Source organism: Streptomyces sp. NPDC034049 (assembly GCF_055575575.1).
Genome location: NZ_JBVISJ010000003.1, coordinates 264,097 through 284,414, shown reverse-complemented (window position 1 = coordinate 284,414; position 20,318 = coordinate 264,097). Strand labels below are relative to the sequence as shown.

Genomic DNA, 20,318 nt, shown 5'->3' with positions numbered 1-20,318 from the left:
CCCACTGACGCGGCGCCCGGCCTCTGCCAGGTCCGGGCGCCGCTTCATGCGCGCGGACACGGGTCGGCGCACGTCGACGTGGTCCGGTGTGAACTTGGCGTCAGAGCCCGGGGCGGCGAGGACCTGCGGGATCTGGCTGGGTCGCATCCTTGCCGGGGGTGCCCGACGCTGTCGCGCGGGTGCTGTTGCACCTGGTCAGAGAACTGCCGAACAGCGTGCGGTCAGAGCTGGCCGAGGTCGATCTCCACCGGGAAGGGGGCCGCTACCTTGATGACACCGGTGAACACGTCTCCGTCGCGGTAGGTCTTTGTCGCGGGGTCGAGAACGTAGGTGTAGACGAGAGGAACGCCTGTCGCGGCCTGCTCGATCCGCCAGTAGAAGGCGATGCCCGCCTTGGCGTACTGGTCGACCTTCACGATCCGGTCGGTGGTCTCCGAGCCCGGCGAGACCACCTCAGCGACCAGCAGCACGTGCTCAGGGCGGGTGGGGGTGATGTCGATCGTGTCTGCGCGGTACACGACGACGTCCGGGCGGCGATTGGTGAGAGGGACGTCCTGAAGCCGGACGTCGAAGTCGGTGTCGGCATTCCACTCCGGGCCCGCGGCGGCATCCAGCGCGTTCGCCAGAATGCGGGCCAGCCGGTTGTGCCGCTTGGACGCACTCGGGCTCACGACGACCATCCCGTCCACGATCTCGATGCCGGCGCACTGTTCCTCCGACCAGGAGTCGTACACCTGCGCCGTGATCTGCTCATGCATCCACGCCGGGGCCACCATCTCGGCCGTCATGAAGCACCTCCCGGACACTGTGCTGCGGGCCCGATTCCCCGCGGCATCCAGCGTACTGTCTGCCATCCTTCCGGCAGGCTGACCTGAGCAACCGGCCGCGTTTCCACGTATCCCTTGGCGAGTGCTCTCGGTGCGGAGAAGGAACGGAGATCCGGCGTGATGAGGAAGCTGGCGCGGGGGGTCGGGTTGGCTGCGGGGCTGGCTGTCCTGCCCCTGGTGGCGGCCTGTAGCGGGGGCGGTGGTGACAAGGGCTCGGGCAAGGCGGGTGAGGAGTCCAGCCCGGTCGCCGCGGTCGTCGCGCCGGCCAGGGTCGAGGTGATCGCCGAGCTCACCGGGTGCGAGGTGAAGATCCGGACCGAGGCCGAGGAACTGCGCGAGGGCGTGTGCCAGACCGGTGCGGGGGACTACCTCATCACGACCTTCCCCAAGGACGAGCTGAAGGAGGTCTGGCTGGAGTCGGCCGCGATGTACGGCGGCAAGTACCTCGTCGGCCCCCGCTGGGCCATCTCCGCCAAGCCCGCCGTGCTCAAGAAGCTGAAGGCCAAGGTGGGCGGCACGGTCCGGGACCTGGGTCAGCCGAGCGCCTCGTAGTCGCTGAGGGCGTACGCCGCCTCGTCGTCGATCCCGTTCTCCTCCCAGTCGATGGCGAGGGTGACCGGGCGGCCGTCCGACGCGTACGAGACGTCCACCTTGTCGGCACCCTCCTCGCGGGCCGCCTCCGCCTCCCGCAACAGGTCCGCGATGGTGGGGACGTGGTGCGGCGTCCGGTCGACCACTTGCCGCCCGCTGTCGTCGAGCCCGACGGCCCGCACGACCTTCCCGTCCCGGACCGTCACCTCGAACGTCCCGATCAATGGCCGCTCGCCCTCCGTCGACCTCAGCGTGTAGGTGTAGGACGCCGGTTCCTTCCATGCGGGCGCCGAAGGCTTCGTCGTAGCCGCCGGTTCCTCTCCGCACCCTGAGATCGCCCACATCAACGCCCCCGCCGTCGCGACGACGGACAGCGCGCGGGGACGGAGTCGTACGGCAGCGGTGGTCGGCATGGCGGTGGCCCCTTCGTGGACGGTCACCACTGGGACGCCGGACGGGGCGACAACGTTCGCCGGATCGGTCGAGTCCCCGATGCCGAGCCCGGCCGAGCGACACGGTTTCCGGCCGTCGTCGCGGGAAGGCTCCGCCCGGGAGAACGTCACGGGCAGGATGGCGGTATGACCAAGCCGTCCACTCAAACCATGCGGTCCGCCTCCCCCTCCGGTTCCGTGCTGTCGCTGTGGTCCCAGGACTCCGTGCTGTCGATCGGGTCCGTCGGGTCGGTGCTCTCCGTGGGGTCCGTCGGGTCGGTCCTGTCGATCGGTTCGATCGGGAGCGCCCTGTCCGTCGGCTCGATCGGGTCCGCGCTGTCACTGATCTCGACCGGCTCGTGGCTGAGTACGGGGTCCCTGTTCTCCGCGCACTCACGCTGGTCGGTGCTGTCGTGGCGCTCCGACGGAGGCTTCATGGCCGCCGGGGCGGTGGGGGCGGCGGTGGTGGTGGCCGGGGGAGCCCTGTTGCTGGGGCGGCAGCGGCAGAGGGGCTAGGGGACACCTCAACGCGACGAGCCCCGCTTCACGTGTTGTGAAGCGGGGCTCGTTCTCTGGAGCGCCGGGCAGGCCTTGCACCTGCATTTCCCCGCAGGAAGCGGGGCGTCTTTCCTTGGACCACCAACGCATCGAGTGCTACCGGGATTTCGTTTTCCGGTGAGCGGCTCGAGATCAACTATAGCGGATCTTCAAGGTCGTTGCATCCTCGGTCGCGGCCGGTCAGAGCAAGTGCGCCTGCGGGGCGTACTCGACGCGGAGGTACTTGGCGTTCCGCTCGCCGTACGCCTCGCGGAGGATCGGTTCGGCGGTCTCGGGGTCGTCCACGCCGACGTGGACGAAGCCGGTGCCGTCCAGGCCGACCTCGCGCAGGGCGAAGGTGCCGTCCCAGCGGCTCATGTCCTCGCTGACGCGGTCGAGGAGGGCGTTGAGGTCCTTCTCGTTGATGTCGCGGTCGTGGAGGCGCACGGTCACGCCCTGCTCGGCGGCTTCGCAGACGGCCTTGTCGAAGGGCGGCGAGGGGATGCGGTAGACGTCCAGGGAGGTCGAGTCCTCGTCCACGGCCATGCCCGTGTAGATCGAGGCGTGGCGGCCGGTGGCCAGTTCGTCCACGTAGCTCAGGGTGCGTTCGAGCGGCGTGTCCTCAGGGACGCCGTACCTCGCGTGACCGGCGAGGCTGCCCTTCGGCTGGGTGCCGTGGCAGGTCCTCGACGGATTCGACACGGCCTCCACCGTCTGGGCGCCGGCCGCCGATCCCTGGATGCCGCCGAGCACGACGACGGCGCCCAGCACGGCTGCGGCGGCTCCGCCACGGGTACGGGTGCCCGAGCCGCTCCAGGTCCTGGTCCACGTCCAGGTCCGGGTCCACCCGCGCTTGTCCGGCTCCCCCATGAGACCCTCCGCCTTCCGCTCGTCCGACCGCACGATCGCACGATCGCACGATCGGTACTGAGACGCAGGGGCCCGCCTGAACGTTCGATCCGCCCCCTTCGGTCCGCTGGTTTCGCCTTCTCCCCGTACCGGAGTTGAATCGAGGCCGACGAAGACCGACGAGGAGGACCGGGCCATGGGGCGACTGCGGCGGACACTGACCAAGCCGGTGGTGATCGCGATCCTGGTGGTGGGAGTCGTGGTGGCCGGCCTCGGGCTCTACTGGTTCCAGCCGTGGAAGCTGTGGACGGACGAGACCGTGCGAGAAACGCTGCCGTCGGCATCGCCAACGGTGTCGGTCTCGGCGTCCGCACCACCGTCCGCGCAACAGACGGAGACAGGGACAGGGACAGAGACACAGACCGTCGCCCGCGGTGAGTTCCTCAGCCACGAGCACGCGACCTCCGGGGACATCCGGCTGTTGCGGCTCGCGGACGGGTCGTACGTCGTTCGGCTGGAGGACTTCGACACCAGCAACGGGCCCGATCTGCGGGTGTGGCTGAGCGACGCGCCGGTGAAGGAGGGGAAGGACGGCTGGCATCTCTTCGACGACGACGCGTACGACCACGTCAGCCTCGGCGGGCTGAAGGGCAACAAGGGGGACCAGAACTACCGGGTGCCCGGCGGTGTCGATCCCGGTGACTTCGGCAGCGTCACCATCTGGTGCGACCGCTTCAACGTGTCGTTCGGTGCGGCCGAGCTGGTCCGGGGCCGCTGAGGCTCCGGACCAGCCGGGGCATGGGTGTCAGTAGCCCACCCGGAACGTCGCGTCCGCCCGCTCCGTCGCCGTCGAGATCGGGTCGATGCGGAGCAGGTAGTCGCTGTGCCGGATGTAGCGGGTCGGGTTGTTGTACGAGCGGAACGAGGACCATGTCGAGTCGGCGAGGCCGGCGACGCGGGTGAACGTGGCGTCCGCGGCGAACGTCGACGTGCCGTCGTTCGCGTCGAGGCGGAGCGCGTAGTTGTAGTGGCGCAGGTAGCGGGTCGGGAAGTTCACGGACTGGAAGGAGACCGCCGAGGAGTCCGCCAGGCCCGGGACCAGCTTCCACTGGGAGTCGGTGAACGGGTCGAAGGGGTACTCGTCGATACGGCCCACGTAGGAGCTGTGGCGGACGTAGCGCGACGGGAAGTTGTACGACTTCAGGCGGTTCCAGGTGGGGGCGCCCCACTTGGCCAGCAGGTTGGTGTACTCCGTCGACGTGATCGGGTGGATGCCGCAGTGCTTGGAGTTGAGCGGCTGGGTGTAGAGCTTCTGGTCGAGGGCCGTCCAGGTGCCGGAGGCGAGGTCGCCCGACTGCCAGACGTAGAAGACGCCGTTGGGGGTGTAGGTGTCCCCCCAGAGGTACCAGGCGGAGGACGTCAGGGACTTCACCACCGTGGGGGCTTCGGTGCCGCCGTGCGCGACGCCCGTGCTGAACGGGGTGAAGCTGCCCGGGTTGAGGGTGGTGGAGCGGGCGCCGACCAGGGTCTGGTTGACCTTGTAGTAGAGGTAGTTGACGCCGTTGACGCCGACCGTGAGGTTGCCGTCGATGATGTCGTAGCCCGGGTCGAAGAAGACCTGGGGGTTGGTCGACGTGACGAAGTCCGTGGTGTAGCTGACCATGATCACGTTGTGGCCGCTGCTGTTCACGGAGGAGTAGAGGATGCCGTACTGGCCGCGTGAGGCGTCCCAGTAGGCCTCCGGCGCCCAGCTGTGGGTGCTGGTCATGTCGTGGAGCTTCAGCCGCCGGTAGCCGGTGAAGGTCCGCAGGTCCGTGGAGTCCCAGACATGGATGTACGTGCTGTTGTAGTTCCAGTCGGTGCCCTTGAGGTCCGTCGCCAGGACGACGAACGTGCCGTCCTGCTTGCGCATCAGGAACGGGTCGCGCAGGCCGCCGGCGCCCTGGGTCGGGGTGACCAGGGGGGCGTTCTGGTTCAGCGGGGTCCAGTTCAGGCCGTCCTGGCTGACGGCCAGATGCAGGCCGTAGTCGGCCTCCAGCATCGTGTTCGACTCGGTGAAGTAGACCATCGCGTACGCGGAGTCGGCGGCGTGGGCCGTGCCGGCGCCGAGGGTGAGCACTCCGGTGGCGGCCAGCGGCACGGTCGCCGCCGTGCCGAGGAACATGCGGCGGGAGAGGCCGCTGGTCATGTCGCTCATGCCCGGCTCCACTTCTGGTTGTTCTGGCCGTTGCAGGACCACAGGACGAGCTTCGTGCCGTTGGTGGTCGCGGCGTTGTAGGCGTCCAGGCAGAGGCCGGAGTTGACGTTGACGATCGTGCCGTCGGCGTTCACGTTCCACTGCTGGTTGGTGCCGCCGTGGCAGTCCCAGATGACGACGCGGGTGCCGTTGGAGGTGCCGCGGTCCCAGGCGTCGAGGCACTTGTTGCCGTACACGACGAGTTCCTTGCGGGAGGTGTACTGCCAGACCTGGTTCTGCCCGCCGGAGCAGTCCCACAGCTGGGCGTCGGTGCCGTTGGTGATCGTGTTGTCGTTGATGTCGGCGCAGCGGCCGGAGCCCGTGCCGGTGAGCACGGTGCCGTTGGTGCCCGGCAGCGGCCGTACGACGATGCCTTCGAGGGTCGGGGCGCCGGAGAAGGTGATCGTGTTCGCGCTGCCCTTGGTGAGCGACATGGCGACGGAGATGGTGCCGGGGGAGGAGCCGGTCGGCGGGAAGGAGACCTTCGTGGAGGTCTGGCCGTTGACGGTGAGGGTGCCGACGCGGGCCGTGGAGGTGTTGTTGGTGTAGGAGACGTCGACCGTCTTCAGGCCGGTGTTCCCGGCGACCACGCCGGAGAAGCTCGACGTGCCGGTGTACGTGCTCGACGCCTGCTCGGTGCCGTCCTTGACCGTGAGCATCACGGAGGCGCCGGCCGGGACGCTGGTGGTGTAACTCGTGCCGGGCGTACCGACGTCGGTACGGCTCCACAGGTCACGGACGGTCGCGGAGGCGTTCGTCAGACCGAGGTCGGACCAGCGGACGGTCATGTTCTGCGTGGTGGAGGTGCGGTTGAGCAGGACGACCGCGCGGTTGCCGCTGCCGGAGAGGACCTTGCCGTACACCTGGAGACCGGTGGTGTCCTCGGCGACCTTGACGCCCTGGAGGCCGCGGGGGTCCTGGTCGACGGCGATGACCTCGGGGTTCTTGAGGATGTTCGCCGTGGCGGCGGTCATGGTCGAGAGGTCGTTGCCGGCGAGCAGCGGGGCGCCGGAGATCGCCCACAGGTTCATGTGGGTGCGGTCCTGGGCGGCGGTGAGGCCCATGCCGATCATCAGCATGTCGGGGTCGTTGTAGTAGCCGGTGTGCTGGGCCGTGGGGTGCACGTTCCGGTCGTAGTTGGTCAGCATGCCCGCGTACGTCAGGCCCTGGCCGTGGTAGAAGATGTCCGTGTTCGTCCGCCACATCGGGCCCATGCCCGGCGCCCAGTTCCAGGGGTTGGAGTAGCCCCAGTTGCACAGGGAGAGGGTGAGGGGGCGGCCGGTGGTGGCGGTCGCGGTGGCGACGGCGTCGCTGATCGCCTGGTAGGTCGTCTTCGGGTCGAGGCCCTCGGCGTCGCCGCCGCACCAGTCGACCTTCACGAAGTCGAAGCCCCACTTCGAGAACTGCGTCATGTCCTGGACGTAGTGGCCCTCGCTGCCGCTGCCGGGAGCGGCCGGGCGGCCGGTGGGGAAGTAGTAGCCGCAGCCGTCCTTGCCGGCGTCGGTGTAGATGCCCGCCTTCAGGCCCTTGCTGTGGATGTAGTCGGCGATGGCCTTCATGCCGCCGGGCCACTCGGCCTCGTCGATGGTGATGTTGCCCGCGCTGTCGCGCGTGCCCTGCCACCAGCCCTCGTCGATGTTGATGTACTCGTAGCCGGCCTCGGGCAGCCCGGCCGCGACGAACGCGTCGACCTGCTGCTTGATCACGTTGTAGTCGACCTTCGCGGCGAAGGCGTTCCAGGAGGCCCAGCCCATCGGGGCTTCGGGCACAGGTATCTGACGGTCCGTCACCGCTACGGTAGCGGCGTCGAGTTCGGTGACGGGTGACGCCGGCGCGGTCGTCGGCTGGGCGAAGAGCAGGGCGGCCGTCGCGGTCGTCGCCAGGGCGAGGGCGCGTACGGCGGCGGATCTGCAGCGGCGCCCGAGCGTGGCGGAGTCGGTGCGGGGAGGGGGGTACATGCGGCTCCTTCGATGGATATCGCCGTCGATATCTCGAACAAGGATCGGCTCGCCGAACGTATCGGCTGGCCGAAACTAGAGCCGGAGGGGGCGGAAGTCAACGGGTGTGACACGGGCGGTTTTTGAACCGGTCACATCGCCCCGGCGCCGAGGGGCAGACGGGGGTCAGCCCCTGCGGCCCGTCACCTTCCCACCCGTTCACGCGTGGGTGGCATCACGATCACGTTCCTGCGCCCGACGGCCCTGAGCTTCGCCGACGCACAGCGGTTCACAGGGACGCGCGGGCGCGCGAGGCGCCGGGTCACCTACCGCGTCGACCGCTCCCGGACCCAGGAGGCCAGCGGTTCGAGCGCGGTGTTGAGGCGCGTCCCGTCCTCGGTCAGCGAGTACTCGACGCGGGGCGGCACCTCGTCGTAGGAGACGCGACGCACGATCCCGTCCGTCTCCATCTCGCGCAGATGGGAGGCCAGCACCTTCTCGCTGACGCCCGGAAGCAGCCGGCGCAGCTCACCGAACCGGCGACTGGGCTGCTCGTGCAGCGCCCACAGGATCAGGACCTTCCACCTGCCGCCGATCACCTCCATCGCGGTGTCGATCCCGCAGATGTGCCCGTCCGGTGCGCCCGGCCGGTTCAGCGTCGCCATGTCCCCCACCCCTCCGACGTGCATGCTCACCTCAGGGTAACCACCCACTCCGAAGTACGTACTTGATCGATCTCGCGCCCGTGACCAGCCTGTTCGGCATGACACAGAACCCTTCCGAGAAGACCGCCGTCACCTTGCTGGGCCTCGGCGCGATGGGCACGGCGCTGGCCCGCGCGTGGCTGGCCGCCGGCCATCCGCTCACCGTCTGGAACCGCACCCCGGCCCGTTCCGCGGTGCTCGCCGCCGAGGGCGCGACGGTCGCGGACAGCGCCGCCGAGGCGGTCGCGGCGAACAGCCTCGTCGTCGTCTGCCTGTTGGACGACGCCTCGGTGGACAAGACACTGGCCGATGTCGACCTCACCGGCCGCGACCTGGTGAACCTGACCACCAGCACTCCTGCCGAGGCTCGCGCCCGCGCCGAGTGGGCCCATGGTCGGGGCGCCCGTTACCTGGACGGCGGCATCATGGCCGTCCCTCCGATGGTCGGCGTCCCCGAGGCCGGTGGCTACGTTTTCTACAGCGGCTCGCGGCAGCTGTTCGAGCGGCACAGGGCGACCCTGGGCGTCCCGGTCGGCACCACCTACGTCGGCGAGGACGCGGGCTTCGCGGCCCTGCACGACGTGGCCCTGCTCAGTGCGATGTATGGCATGTTCGCCGGGGCCGAGCACGCCTTCGCCCTGATCCGGAAGGAGGACATCGACCCGGCGTCGTTCGCGCCGCTGCTCGCGGACTGGCTCGTCGCGATGGCCCCCGCCGTGCACCGGACCGCCGAGCAATTGCGCGGCGGCGACCACACCACGGGCGCCGACTCCAGCCTGGCCATGCAGGTGGCCGGCATACCGACCTTCCTGGCCACCGCCGAACAGCAGGGCGTCAGCCCCGAGTTGCTCGCCCCCTACTTCGCGCTGATGCGCCGCACCCTGGCCGAGGGCGACGGCGAGGAGGGCCCGACGGGGATGATCGACCTGCTGGTGCGATGACCGGCGCACGGGGGCGGGGAGCGAACGGCGCCAGGGAGGGACGACCGGACGCTCGGCCGGGAGGGCCCGGTCGAACGTCCGGTCGTGTCGGCGGCCGCGTCAGGGGTCACTCCGTCGCCGTCGGCCTCCTCGACAGCTTGGTGGCGAGGTCCACGTCCGTCAGCGGGCGCAGGCGGTACGTGTACGCGTAGTCGCGGTTGGCGAAGAGCTTGTACTCGTCGTGGGTGTGGGCGCCCCAGCTGTTGTCGCCGCCGACGCCCATCTGGCGGTGGTTGACGCGCAGGACGACCGTGTCGCGGGGGGTGAGGTGGTAGTCGTGGCGGAGGCCCGTCGAGAGGTCCTCCGGGGTGAAGAAGGAGGCGTTGACCTCGATCAGGGAGTCGCCCGAGATCAGGAGGCCCTCGCCGTCGCGGTCGGTCAGGGCGGCCCAGCGGACGTCGGTCTTGTTGCCGTTCTCCTGGGGGCGGATGTACCCGGACCACTGCTCGGCGACGCTGCCCGAGTAGAGGCCCACGTCGGTGCCGTTGTTGCGGTCCCAGTGGTTCTCCTCGGGGCCCCGGCCGTAGTAGTGCAGCCGGTCGAGGCGGCGGGGGAGGTGCAGGAGGGTGCCCACCTCCGGGATGTACGGGAGGGAGGCCGCACCCGGGTGCAGGGTGTTGTCGACCTTGATCTCGCCGTTTCCGAAGACCGTGTAGGTGGTGGTGTACGACGACTCGGTCGTCGTCGGCAGGGTGCCGGTGATCTTGATCTCCACCGCCCGGCCGTCACCCAGGGCCCGCACGGTCACCTCGGTCACCTTGCGGTTGGCGCCCGCGTCCCGCCAGGTCTGGTTACGGGTGTGCTGCCCGTTGCCGTGGTCGTTGTCGGTGGGGGCCCGCCAGAAGTTGGGGGCCGGGCCGGAGGTGATCAGCCGGGTGCCGGCCGCCTTGTAGGAGGTGAGGACGCCGCTCCTCCGGTCGACGGTGACGGAGAAGCCACGCCCCTGCACACCCTTGCCGGTGACCGTGATCTCCTTCGGGCCGTCCGTGTAGGTCAGCTTCGGGACGGTCGCCAGCGGGGCCGGCGCCACCGCCGGGCTGCCCGCGTCCACCGGCAGTTGCTGCCGGGCCACCTCGAAGCCGGACCTGGCCCAGGGGGTGCGCTCCTTGGTGGTGAAGGAGAGTTCGAGGAAGTACTCGGTGCCGGGCGCGGGGGAGGAGGGCAGCCGGAAGGGGACGGTGATGTCCTTGGTGGAGAGGGGGGCGAGGTCCAGTTGGGCGCGGGTGAGGCGGCCGTGCTGGATCTCCTTGCCGTCGGCCACCAGGGTCCAACTGCCGTCGAACTCACGGAGGTTGGTGAAGAGATACTCGTTGGTGAGGGTGATCTTCTTCGAGGTCGGGGCATCGGTCGCGGCGCCGGAGGCCGGGGTCGCGTGGATCGCCTGGTAGATGCGCTTGACCTCGGCCGCCTTGCCGGTGTGGCCCCGGTCGGCCTTGACGATGCCGTCCGCGACGAAGGCCCCGTCGTTGGGGTTGTCGCCCCAGTCACCGCCGTACGCGAAAAACGAACGTTCCTTCGCGAAGCCCTCGCGCTTGCGCTCCCCCACCTCGACCGTCGCCGCGTCGAACCAGAACCGCACCCCGTCGTCCCCGGGCCCACGCCCCCCGGATGCCAGCTCGGCCCCGCTCAGGGCGCGCGCGTATACCCCGGCCCGCCGGATCGTGCCGCTGAACTCGCGCGTCGGGTTGTCCGTGTCCGTGCCGAGGGCGAGCGGCGCGGTGTTGACGCTCGGGCGGCGGGTGGTGGTGCGGGTGGCCTTCGCCTCGCCGTCGACGTAGAGGGTGAGGGACCCGGCCTCGGCGTCGAAGACACCGGCGACATGGTGTTCGCGGCCGGTCCAGCCGTCGGCCGGGAGGCCCCAGCTCACGCTGACCCACTGGCCGCCGCCGTAGATGAAGAACTCGACGCTGCGGTCGGTCTGCTTCAGCGCGTACTGGGTGTCGCCCTTGGCGACGATCGGCTGGTGGCCGCCGGTGACGTGCGGGGTGATCCACGCCTCCAGGGTCAGCGAGCCGGTGAGGTCGAGGGCCGGGTCGCGGGTGAAGCCGGTGGCGCCGGAGAGCCCCTTGCTGCGGCTGAACGTTCCTGCGGCGGTGAGCAGTTGGCCCTTCAGCCCGCTCGGACCGGCATCCGTGAACACCCTCAGCTTCGGCACCGGCCAGGTCAGCGACTGGTCGACGAAGTCCCAGATCCAGCCGCCCTGGAGGACCGGGTAGCGGCGGATGAGGTCCCAGTACTTCTTGAAGTTGCCGGTCGAGTTCCCCATGGAGTGCGAGTACTCGATCATCACGTACGGCCGGGTGTCGGAGGTGTCCTTGGCCCGCTGCTCGACCCGCTGCGGGCTGTCGTACATCTCCGAGCGGATCTGGCTGATCGTCGGCCGGTCGTCGCCCTCGTACTGGATGACGCGGGTCTTGTCGTACGACTCGATCCAGTCGCGCATGGCGACGAAGGTGGAGCCGCCGCCCGCCTCGTTGCCGAGGGACCAGATGACGACGGAGGCGTGGTTCTTGTCGCGGTGGACCATGGCCCGGGCGCGGGCCACGCAGGCCGTCGTCCACTCCGCGTGGTTGCCGGGGTAGCGGTCGCGGATGCCGTGGGTCTCCAGGTTCGTCTCGTCGACGAGATAGAGGCCGTACTCGTCCGCCAGCTCGTACCAGAGCGGGTTGTTGGGGTAGTGCGAGGTGCGGACGGTGTTCATGTTGAGCCGCTTGATGATCCCCATGTCCTTGACCATGTCGGCGCGGGTGAGCGCCATGCCCCGGTCGGGGTGCATCTCGTGGCGGTTGGTGCCCCGGAGGGAGACCGGCTTGCCGTTGATCCGCATCAGCCCGTCCCTGAGCGCGAACTCGCGCAGGCCGACGCGGTGGGAGAGGGTCTCGACGACCTTGCCGCGCGGGTCGCGCAGCCGGAGCACGGCCGTGTAGAGGGTGGGGTGTTCGGCGGACCACAGCTCGGGCGAGGGCACGGACTTCTTCGCCTGGACGGTCACGTCGCTGCCGACATCACCGGCTCCCCCGCCGACGGCGACGGACTGCACCAGCGGCCGTGACCAGACGGCGTGCCCCCGGGCGTCGTAGAGCTGCGTCTCGACCGAGTACGCCCCCGCGTGCCCGGCCGCGTAGGCGCGCACGCTCGCCGTGACCGACAGTTCGGCGGCCGTGTAGCCGTCGCTGAGCGGGGTGTCCAGCTTGAAGTCGCGCAGGTGCACGGCGGGCGTGGAGTAGAGGTAGACCGAGCGGAAGATACCGCTCAGCCGGATCATGTCCTGGTCCTCCAGCCAGTCGCCGTCCGAGTAGCGGTAGACCTCGACGGCTATCCGGTTCTTCCCCGGCTTGAGGTGCGGGGTGATGTCGTACTCGGCCGGGTCGTACGAGTCCTCGTGGTAGCCGACGAGTTCGCCGTTGATCCACACGTAGTGGGCCGACTTGACGCCCTCGAAGTGCAGGAAGGTGCGGCGGTCGCCGGCCGTCCAGTCCTTGGGGAGGTGGAAGGTGCGCCGGTACTGGCCGACGGGGTTGTAGCGGGTCGGCGCGGTCGGCGGCTGGGCCTCCTCGCCGAGGCCGTTGGGCCCCCACCACGGGTAGGTGATGTTGATGTAGATGGGGAAGTCGTAGCCGTGCAGCTGCCAGTTGGAGGGCACCGGGATGGTGTCCCAGCCGCTGTCGTCGAGGTCGGTCCGGTAGAAGTCCTCGTCCCGGTCGCCCGGGCGGTCGACGTACGCGAACTTCCATGTCCCGTCGAGGCTCAGCCGGTACGGGGAGCGGGTGCGGTCGCCTGCGAGGGCCTGTCTGACGTCCGCGTACGGCATGAGGGTGGTGTGCGGCGGCTCCGCCCCGACCTGGAAGAGCGCCATGTTGCCGGACCACTCGGGGCTGTCGGCGTCCGCCGTCCCGGCGCGGGGGGCGGCGTACGCGTCGCCGCCGGAGAGAGCGAGGGCGCCGAGGAGCGCGGCACCGCCCTCCAGCAGCCGGCGGCGGCTCACGACGGGGCGGACTGCGGGGGTGCCGGTGTGCGGCTGCGGAGGGGGTTGCGGGTGCGGGTGCTGCATTGCCGGGGCCTTCCTCGCGGTGACAGGGGGGTGCACGTACGGAGTGACGTGTGGGACGAGGAGCGTCGGATGCTGTCCGATTTTTGTCTGATGTTGTTGAAAACCGGGCCCACACTAGGACTTCGAACAGAAGCGGATCAATAACTCTGTCGGACTTTGTGCGGTCGTGAGGGTGGGAGTGTGACCTCACCGGGCGGGCGCCCACTTGGTTCGAAGGGGCAACCTTCTTGGGTGCCGGCGGCGACGGAAGGGTGAACTGAAGGCACGTGAAATCCCGACCCCACAGGGGAGTTCACCATGCACACCAAGCGCACCCGCATCGCAAGACTGCTCACCGTGCTCGTCGCGGTCCTGGCCGTGCTGCTCGCACCCGGTCTGACCACCCCGTCCGTCGCGCAGGCGGCGAACGACCGGGCCGACCGGGCACAGGCACAGGACAGGGCGGTGGCGGCCGCGGTCGCCACCGCCGCCGCACCCGCCGCCTGGAACCCGCCCTCGAACCTGGTCCAGCCCCTGAACGAGGTCTGGAGCCACGTCGAGTCCACGTACGGCGACCTCTACGGCTTCCGCAACTACGGCTGGGACCAGATCATGGCCAACCGGGGAAGCGTCAACTACTGCGTCCGCTGGGAGTCGGACCAGCCGGTCAGCGTGGCCCTGCGCGACCAGATCCACGCCGCGCTGAAGAAGCAGTTCGGCAAGTGGATGGCGGCGATGGTCGACAACGGCGTCGGCCACAACGCCTGGCCGTACACCAGCGTCCCCGTCAACGTCGTCGGCTGGGCGGTGAAGAACCGCTCGACCCTCCAGTGGAGCGACAACTCCGTCGACATCTACACCAACATGCTGGACGGCGGCGGAGCGCCGCAGTGCAACCCCGACTGCGGCCGCTTCTTCCACCAGGACGGCAACTACTCCCGCTGTCCCGGCGGCGCCGCCCGCCACTACGACCAGTCCCTCTGGCTCACCGAGGGCTTCGGCGGCGGCGCCGGCGGTGACTGGGGCCAGCGCGTGGGCCGCTCCTACTTCACCGGCGCCCTGAACCAGGAGAACATCCACATCTATCTGCACGAGGTCGGCCACACCTTCGGCCTCGACGACTTCTACGACTGGACCCCGACCGGCCAGTGCTGCTTCCTCATGAAGGCGGGCAGCGCCACCCAGATCACCGAGTTCGACAAGTGGATGTTCCGGGACTTCTGGCGCCATATGAAGTCCCGGTACGGCCTCTGACACGCTTCGTCCGGTGATGTGCGCGGGACCATGACGGATGTCATGGTCCCGCTGTGAGAGTGATCATCCATGGGAAGGATGTAGTGCGCACCGGTTGGTCGTGACAATTGCCTGACAGAGCGCCGGAGTTGACCGTCCGGGGCCGTCGGAACGTCAGGATCTAGGGGGACACGTCGTGCGTATGCAACGTCTCGTCGGGACCGTGCTGGGGACCACACTTCTACTGGGCGCGGCGGTACCCGCCGCCGAGGCGGCCGACCCGGCGGCGCCGGGGGAACGGCTGGACCGGGCCGAGTTGCGTGAGACGCTCGACGCCGTCCACGAGGCCGGGATGTACGGCACGTACGCGTCCGTGCGGGACGGCCGGGAACGCTGGACCGGCGCGGCCGGGCTGGCCGACGTGGACACGGGCCGTGAGGTCACCCCGAACATGCGGCACCGCGTCGGCAGCATCAGCAAGACGTTCACGGCCGTGGCGATCCTGCAGCAGGTGGAGCGGGGCCGGATCCGCCTCGACGCCCCGGTCACGGACTACGTCCCCGAGCTGTTCGAGGGCACCGGCACCGACGGGGACGCCCGGGAGCGCGGGGACGCCGTCACCGTACGGATGCTCCTCAACCACACCAGCCACATAGGTGACTACGTCGTCGGCGCGTTCCCCTCCCTCGCCCAGAACTCCACCGCCAGCCTCGACGAGAACCGCTTCCGCTCGATCAGCCCGCGGGAGCTCGTGCGGCTGGGCCTCGCGGCCCCGGCCACCGGCCGCTCCGGCGCGCAGCCGGGCAGGTACTCCAACACCAACTACGTGCTGGCCGGCCTGATCCTGGAGAAGGTGACCGGCCAGAAGGCGTCGACGTACATCACCCGCAACGTGATCGACCGCGCCGGGCTGCGCCACACCTCGTACCCGCGCACCGCGTACATCAAGGGCCCGCACTCCCGGATGTACGAGTCGTTCTACGGGCTCATCGACCCGCCCCGCGACTACAGCGTCTACGACATGTCCTGGGCTTACACGGCCGGCGCGATCGTCTCCACGACGGACGACCTCAACCGGTTCTACCGGAAGCTGCTCACCGGTGACCTGCTCCGCCGCTCGTCGCTCGCCGAGATGCGGCGCACGGTCCCGGTGGAGGTCGGCCCGGGTGCCTCGATCGACTACGGCCTCGGCATCTACGCCCTCGACGTGCCCGGCTGCGGGCGCTTCTGGGGTCACGACGGCGCGGTCTTCGGCGCGGGCACCGTCAGCCTCACCAGCGCGGACGGCGACCGTCAGCTCTCCATGGGCTGGAACCTGATGAAGTACCAGCGCCTCAACGCGGACGGCACCGCGCTGGAGCCGAGCCCGATCGACGACGCGATCAACGAACACATCATCGAGTCGCTGTGCCCGACGCCGGAGGGCCCGGGGGCGGGTTCGGGGGCCGGGGCGAAGTCGCGGTTGGCGGCGGGGGACACGTGGCGGTTCCTGCCGGACGGTCTGCTGGGTAGGACGCTTCCGTAGCCGTCCTCGCACACCAGGGAGCGCAGCGCCTTGTCCACCTTCGTCATCTTCGACCTGGAGTTCACGACCTGGCCGGGGGCCATGGAGCAGGACTGGTCGGCCCCCGGCCAACTGCGGGAGATCGTGCAGATCGGCGCGGTGCGGGTGAACGAGGAGTACTCCGTCGTGGAGGAGTACGAGACGCTGGTCCGCCCGGTGGTGAACCCCCGGCTCTCGCCGTTCTTCACCACCCTCACCGGTATCGACCAGCGCGACGTGGACCGGGACGGCCTCCCGCCGGCCCGGGCCCTGGGCGACTTCCTCGCCTTCTGCCGGGGCGGGGCGGTCCTCTCCTACGGCAACGACATGCTCGTCCTCGGCGAGAACGTCGGCTGGGCCCGGGCCCGGGGCGAGACGATCGAGCACCGCGTGTTCGCCCCGGGCTTCCTCAACGTCCGGCCGTGGCTGAACGCCGTCGCCCCGGCGACGACCGGCGTCAACTCGGGCCGCCTCTGGCAGGCCCTGGGGCTCGCCCGGCCCGCCACCCCGGGCGACGAACACTCGGCCCTCTTCGACTGCCACTCCATCGCGGCGGCCCTGCGGCACCTTGCGGGGACGGGGATCGCCCTGCCGGAGGGCCTCGTCTAGCCGCCCGGCCGTTCCCGCGTTCCGTCCCGACCCCGAAGTCATCCAGGAGCTGTCATGTCCGACGAAGCCACCCCCGTCCGCGAACTCCGGCTGGTCGTCACCGCCGCCGACTACGACGCCGCGCTGCACTTCTACCGTGATGTGCTGGGGCTGCCCGAGCGGGCGGCGTTCTCGTCCGACGGGGGGCGGGTGTCGATCCTCGAAGCGGGGCGGGCGACGCTGGAGATCACCGACCCGAAGCACGCGGAGTTCATCGACGAGGTGGAGGTCGGCCGCCGGGTGGCCGGCCACATCCGGGTCGCCTTCGAGGTGGACGACTCGACCGCGACCACGGCGAAGCTGGCGGCGGCCGGTGCCGAGGTGATCGCCGAGCCGACCCGCACTCCCTGGAACTCCCTGAACTCCCGCCTCGAAGCTCCCGGCGCACTCCAGCTGACCCTCTTCACCGAACTCGACGCGTGAGGGGGCCGGCGGACGCATCGGGTCGGGCGTGAGGGCCGTCACCGGACGGCCGCTTTGCATGATCATGCATTGCCATGCATAATAATTTCTATGTCCAAGGTCCTCACCTCTCTTCCGGCCGGCGAGCGCGTCGGCATCGCCTTCTCGGGCGGGCTCGACACCTCGGTCGCCGTCGCGTGGATGCGTGACAAGGGTGCCGTCCCCTGCACCTACACGGCTGACATCGGCCAGTACGACGAGCCCGACATCGCCTCGGTGCCCGGCCGCGCGAAGACCTACGGTGCCGAGATCGCGCGCCTGGTCGACTGCCGGGCCGCGCTGGTCGAGGAGGGCCTGGCCGCGCTGACCTGCGGCGCGTTCCACATCCGCTCGGGCGGGCGGGCGTACTTCAACACCACCCCCCTCGGCCGTGCCGTCACCGGCACGCTGCTGGTCCGGGCGATGCTGGAGGACGACGTCCAGATCTGGGGCGACGGCTCGACCTTCAAGGGCAACGACATCGAGCGGTTCTACCGCTACGGTCTGCTCGCCAACCCGCACCTCAGGATCTACAAGCCCTGGCTGGACGCCGCCTTCGTCACCGAACTGGGTGGCCGCAAGGAGATGTCCGAGTGGCTGGTCGCGCACCAGCTGCCGTACCGGGACTCGACGGAGAAGGCGTACTCCACCGACGCCAACATCTGGGGCGCCACCCACGAGGCGAAGACCCTGGAGCACCTGGACACCGGCGTCGAGACGGTCCAGCCGATCATGGGCGTCCGGTTCTGGGACCCCGAGGTCGAGATCGCCACCGAGGACGTGACGATCGGCTTCGACCAGGGCCGTCCGGTCACCATCAACGGCAAGGAGTTCGCCTCCGCCGTCGACCTGGTGATGGAGGCCAACGCCATCGGCGGCCGCCACGGCCTCGGCATGTCCGACCAGATCGAGAACCGCATCATCGAGGCCAAGAGCCGCGGCATCTACGAGGCCCCCGGCATGGCCCTCCTGCACGCCGCGTACGAGCGCCTCGTCAACGCCATCCACAACGAGGACACCCTCGCCCAGTACCACACCGAGGGCCGCCGTCTCGGCCGCCTCATGTACGAGGGCCGCTGGCTGGACCCGCAGGCGCTGATGATCCGGGAGTCCCTCCAGCGCTGGGTCGGCGCTGCCGTCACCGGCGAGGTCACCCTCCGCCTGCGGCGCGGCGAGGACTACTCGATCCTCGACACCACGGGCCCGGCGTTCTCGTACCACCCGGACAAGCTGTCCATGGAGCGCACCGAGGACTCGGCCTTCGGCCCGGTCGACCGGATCGGCCAGCTCACCATGCGCAACCTCGACATCGCCGACTCCCGCGCCAAGCTGGAGCAGTACGTGGGCCTCGGCCTGATCGGCACCGGCAGCCCCACGATCGGCGCCTCCCAGGCCGCCGCGACCGGGCTGATCGGCACCATGCCGGAGCTGCCGCAGGGCGGCGCCGAGGCCATCGCCTCGCGCGGCGAGGTCTCCGAGCAGGACGCGCTGCTGGACCGCGCCGCGATGGAGTCCGGCACGGACTGACCGCCGGCGCACGGCGAAGGATGTGACAGAGGCCGGCTCGACGGGGTACGTCGAGCCGGCCTCCTCACGTCAGTCTGCCGAGGACCCGGTTCGCCGCGTAGCGGATGTGGCGGGGGGAGGGCGGCTGCGCGAGCGCGGTGATCACCGTGAGCGGGTCTTCAGGGGCATCAGGGGCCACTGGGTGCTCACCCGCTTGGGGCAGCTCGCCGTACGCGTCGACGTAGCGGTCGATCCCCCACAGGGCCTGGTGGCGGGCTGACTCGTGCGGGTCGTGGAGGTGGGCGAGGAACAGGGCGACGTCGGCGTCGTCGTCCTCGTCCAGGAGCCGCAGCACGGTCGCCCTGACCTCGCCGGACGGGTGGTCGATCAGCCGGCGTACGGCGGGGAGGGTCTCCGGATACCCGGCGAGCGCGCTGCCGGTGTGCCAGAGGACCGGCTCGTCGGTGGTGAGGAGCCCCAGCAGGGCTGCGGCCGCCGCCTGCCGCTCCCGGTCCGGCAGCCCCCGCCGGCCCAACTGCCCCAGCCCGTCCACCGCCCCGATACGTACGCGCCGGTCCGGCTCGCGCAGGAGCGGCAGCAGCGACTCGACGGCGTCCGGAGGCGCCAGCCTGCCGTACGCGGTGGCCGCGGCCGCGCGGACGGACGGGTCCCCGAGTCCCGGCCCCGGGTCGGGGCCGGGCGCGGAGACGAACACGGCCCTGATCCAGCGGACCGCCGTCGGCGTCCCGATCTCGGCGAGCGCGTGGACGGCGCTGCCGCCCGCATCCGGGTGGTCCAGCCACCGCACGGCCGGGGGCACGGCACGGACGTCCCCCCACCGCCCGAGCACGCCGAGGAGCCGGGCGGCGACGTCCGCGTCGGTCTCGGCCTTCAGCGCCGCGAGGAGCGCGTCGGCCGTCGCGGACGGCCGCAGCGACGGCAGGAGCGCCAGCAGCGGCTCCGCCGCCCCGGAGCGCCGTAGCGCGGAGAAGAGCGAGTCGACCGCGCCGGACAGTCCCAGCGGCGACAGCAGTGCCTCGGCGGGGCCGCCGAGATCCCTGGCGAGCAGCCCGGCCGACACGTGCCGGACCTCGGGGCACGCGTCGCGCAGACCGTCGAGGAGCGAGTCGCGCAGGTCGCGGGTGTGCCGCTCGGGCAGCATCTCCAACGCCCGTGCGCGGGCGAGCCCATGACCCTGCCGGGCGGTGCGTCTCACCTCGTCCAGTACGCGCTGCCGGCCCAGGGAGGCGTGGAGGGCCATCCGCGCGTGCCCCCAGACGTGCGACTCGGGGTCCCCCAACAGCCGTACGAGCACCGCCGGTTCGATGTCGCCGTCCCGGCCGCGCACCCTCAGCAGCCCGTTGAGCCGCAGATGCCGGTCGGCGTCGTCCAGCAGCCGCCGGAACGCCTCCGTGACGTCCGGACCGGTCAGGTCCAGCCGTTCGGCCGCGAGGGAGGCCCGCCGCCGTACGCGCGTGTCCGCGTCCCCCATCAACGCGACGACCACACGGCCGGCGTCGTCACCGCCGAGCGGCCCCAGCCACCCGAGCGCGTCCGCCACCGCGGCCCGCACCAGGGCGTCGGTATCCCCGGCCGCGCCGAGGACGGCCGGACCCACCCCGGCGACGATGTCCCCGTGCTCGGCGGAGGCCCACCGGCCCACCCGCCCGAGGCCCTTCACGGCGGCGGCCCTGCGTCCGGGCTCCCCCGCCGCCAACTCCCGTAGGAAATGGGCGATCTGATGCGCCGCACCGCTCGCACCCCCGCCCCGGACACCCCGAAGACCACGCACGCGCTCCCCCTTCGCATCCCTCGGGGAGAACGA

17 protein-coding genes are annotated in these 20,318 nt (G+C 70.3%); 9 read left to right on the top strand and 8 right to left on the bottom strand.

Translation table 11 applies throughout. The features are described from left to right. Window positions 1-221: 221 nt before the first annotated feature. Entirely contained in the window at window positions 222-788 is a 567-nt protein-coding gene (locus ACZ52C_RS10870) for a Uma2 family endonuclease (protein WP_469074402.1), read from the bottom strand. Window positions 789-944: 156 nt separating this feature from the next. Here ACZ52C_RS10870 and ACZ52C_RS10865 point away from each other — a divergent pair, with 156 nt between their 5' ends. Next, complete coding sequence (locus tag ACZ52C_RS10865) at window positions 945-1,379, top strand: hypothetical protein (RefSeq protein ID WP_469074401.1); 435 nt, start codon at window positions 945-947, stop codon at window positions 1,377-1,379. Here the strand turns inward: ACZ52C_RS10865 and ACZ52C_RS10860 are convergent. Then, window positions 1,361-1,831, bottom strand: coding sequence for a DUF6174 domain-containing protein (locus ACZ52C_RS10860; RefSeq protein WP_469074400.1), 471 nt, complete (start codon window positions 1,829-1,831; stop codon window positions 1,361-1,363). The genes ACZ52C_RS10865 and ACZ52C_RS10860 overlap by 19 nt on opposite strands. Before the next feature lie 165 nt (window positions 1,832-1,996). Here ACZ52C_RS10860 and ACZ52C_RS10855 point away from each other — a divergent pair, with 165 nt between their 5' ends. Beyond that, entirely contained in the window at window positions 1,997-2,365 is a 369-nt protein-coding gene (locus ACZ52C_RS10855; RefSeq protein ID WP_469074399.1) for a hypothetical protein, read from the top strand. Window positions 2,366-2,587: 222 nt separating this feature from the next. Here ACZ52C_RS10855 and ACZ52C_RS10850 read toward each other — a convergent pair whose 3' ends face one another. Further along, window positions 2,588-3,256: a hypothetical protein gene (locus ACZ52C_RS10850; protein ID WP_469074398.1), complete on the bottom strand. Its 669-nt coding sequence runs from the start codon at window positions 3,254-3,256 to the stop codon at window positions 2,588-2,590. 175 nt (window positions 3,257-3,431) lie between these two features. Here ACZ52C_RS10850 and ACZ52C_RS10845 point away from each other — a divergent pair, with 175 nt between their 5' ends. Then, a complete protein-coding gene (locus ACZ52C_RS10845; RefSeq protein ID WP_469074397.1) occupies window positions 3,432-4,013 on the top strand; it encodes a DM13 domain-containing protein in 582 nt (193 codons plus the stop codon). Window positions 4,014-4,040: 27 nt separating this feature from the next. On the opposite strand, the gene ACZ52C_RS10840 is transcribed toward ACZ52C_RS10845, so the two are convergent. From ACZ52C_RS10840 to ACZ52C_RS10830, 3 genes are all read right to left on the bottom strand, one after another. After that, window positions 4,041-5,432, bottom strand: a complete 1,392-nt coding sequence (locus tag ACZ52C_RS10840; protein WP_469074396.1) for a glycoside hydrolase family 43 protein — start codon at window positions 5,430-5,432, stop codon at window positions 4,041-4,043. Beyond that, window positions 5,429-7,429, bottom strand: a complete 2,001-nt coding sequence (locus ACZ52C_RS10835) for an RICIN domain-containing protein (protein ID WP_469074395.1) — start codon at window positions 7,427-7,429, stop codon at window positions 5,429-5,431. Before ACZ52C_RS10835 ends, ACZ52C_RS10840 begins: the two co-directional genes overlap by 4 nt. 305 nt (window positions 7,430-7,734) lie before the next feature. Continuing rightward, a complete protein-coding gene (locus ACZ52C_RS10830; RefSeq protein ID WP_469074394.1) occupies window positions 7,735-8,073 on the bottom strand; it encodes a winged helix-turn-helix transcriptional regulator in 339 nt (112 codons plus the stop codon). Window positions 8,074-8,171: 98 nt separating this feature from the next. Between ACZ52C_RS10830 and ACZ52C_RS10825 the strand changes: the two genes are divergently transcribed. Continuing rightward, window positions 8,172-9,053, top strand: coding sequence for an NAD(P)-dependent oxidoreductase (locus ACZ52C_RS10825; protein ID WP_469074393.1), 882 nt, complete (start codon window positions 8,172-8,174; stop codon window positions 9,051-9,053). A 106-nt stretch (window positions 9,054-9,159) separates the two neighbouring features. Here ACZ52C_RS10825 and ACZ52C_RS10820 read toward each other — a convergent pair whose 3' ends face one another. After that, complete coding sequence (locus ACZ52C_RS10820; RefSeq protein WP_469074392.1) at window positions 9,160-13,143, bottom strand: glycoside hydrolase family 2 TIM barrel-domain containing protein; 3,984 nt, start codon at window positions 13,141-13,143, stop codon at window positions 9,160-9,162. Between the two features lie 297 nt (window positions 13,144-13,440). Here ACZ52C_RS10820 and ACZ52C_RS10815 point away from each other — a divergent pair, with 297 nt between their 5' ends. The 5 genes from ACZ52C_RS10815 to argG all read left to right on the top strand — a co-directional run bounded on the left by ACZ52C_RS10815 (window position 13,441) and on the right by argG (window position 18,514). Further along, window positions 13,441-14,376 carry a hypothetical protein gene (locus ACZ52C_RS10815; protein WP_469074391.1) on the top strand — a complete coding sequence of 312 codons (936 nt, stop codon included), beginning with the start codon at window positions 13,441-13,443 and terminating at the stop codon, window positions 14,374-14,376. A gap of 175 nt (window positions 14,377-14,551) precedes the next feature. Then, the gene (locus ACZ52C_RS10810) at window positions 14,552-15,880 is read left to right on the top strand and encodes a serine hydrolase domain-containing protein (RefSeq protein ID WP_469074390.1); all 1,329 of its coding nucleotides are present in this window, start codon (window positions 14,552-14,554) and stop codon (window positions 15,878-15,880) included. 30 nt (window positions 15,881-15,910) lie between these two features. Next, a complete protein-coding gene (locus tag ACZ52C_RS10805; protein ID WP_469074389.1) occupies window positions 15,911-16,507 on the top strand; it encodes an exonuclease domain-containing protein in 597 nt (198 codons plus the stop codon). 54 nt (window positions 16,508-16,561) lie between these two features. Continuing rightward, window positions 16,562-16,969: a VOC family protein gene (locus tag ACZ52C_RS10800; protein ID WP_469074388.1), complete on the top strand. Its 408-nt coding sequence runs from the start codon at window positions 16,562-16,564 to the stop codon at window positions 16,967-16,969. A 90-nt stretch (window positions 16,970-17,059) separates the two neighbouring features. Beyond that, the gene (gene argG, locus ACZ52C_RS10795; RefSeq protein WP_469074387.1) at window positions 17,060-18,514 is read left to right on the top strand and encodes an argininosuccinate synthase; all 1,455 of its coding nucleotides are present in this window, start codon (window positions 17,060-17,062) and stop codon (window positions 18,512-18,514) included. Between the two features lie 64 nt (window positions 18,515-18,578). Here argG and ACZ52C_RS10790 read toward each other — a convergent pair whose 3' ends face one another. Continuing rightward, a complete protein-coding gene (locus ACZ52C_RS10790; RefSeq protein ID WP_469074386.1) occupies window positions 18,579-20,285 on the bottom strand; it encodes a HEAT repeat domain-containing protein in 1,707 nt (568 codons plus the stop codon). Window positions 20,286-20,318: the final 33 nt, after the last annotated feature.